1 protein-coding gene and 1 pseudogene are annotated in these 676 nt (G+C 65.5%); both read left to right on the top strand.

Going from position 1 to position 676, the window contains the following annotated elements; all coding sequences use genetic code 11:
- Nucleotides 1-316: pseudogene (locus tag ACWCP8_RS12820) on the top strand (hypothetical protein); the annotation flags it as partial.
- A gap of 14 nt (nt 317-330) precedes the next feature.
- Nucleotides 331-603: a hypothetical protein gene (locus ACWCP8_RS12815; RefSeq protein ID WP_352264103.1), complete on the top strand. Its 273-nt coding sequence runs from the start codon at nt 331-333 to the stop codon at nt 601-603.
- Nucleotides 604-676 lie beyond the last annotated feature (73 nt).

Genomic DNA, 676 nt, shown 5'->3' with positions numbered 1-676 from the left:
TAACACTCCGAACACGGGTCAGATCGGTGGGGTCAACACCCCGAACACGCCGAACACCCCGAACACTCCGAACACGGGTCAGATCGGTGGGGTCAACACCCCGAACACGCCGAACACCCCGAACACTCCGAACACGGGTCAGATCGGTGGGGTCAACACCCCGAACACGCCGAACACCCCGAACACTCCGAACACGGGTCAGATCGGCGGGTTCAACACCCCGAACACGCCGAACACCCCGAACACTCCGAACACGGGTCAGATCGGCGGGTTCAACACCCCGAACAGCCCCAACACCCCGAACACCCCGCAGTGACGATCTGAAAGCACGTGACGACGCTGCGCAGTGCCTCCACTGCGCAGCGTCGTCACGTGATGCTAAGAATCAAGCGGCCCGTCGAGGTTCAGCAGCACCCTGGTGTGTTGGGCGTGTTGGGTGTGTTGGGGGTATTCGGGGTGTTGGGGGTGTTGGGCGTGCCCGGGATGGTCGGGGTGGCCGGCGTTGCGGGAGTGGCCGGCGTTGCGGGGGTGGGCGGCGTGCAGTCGTGCGCGGACTTTTTCGGCTTCTCCTTAGACGCCCCCTGGGCCTTCGGCTTTTCCTGAGACGCTCCCTGGGGCTTCGGCTTCGGCTCCGGCTTCGCCCTTGTCGGGGGCGCCGGCTGGGGCATTGCCTGCG

Source organism: Streptomyces sp. NPDC002206, assembly GCF_053593595.1.
This window is presented reverse-complemented; position numbering and strand designations above follow the sequence as displayed.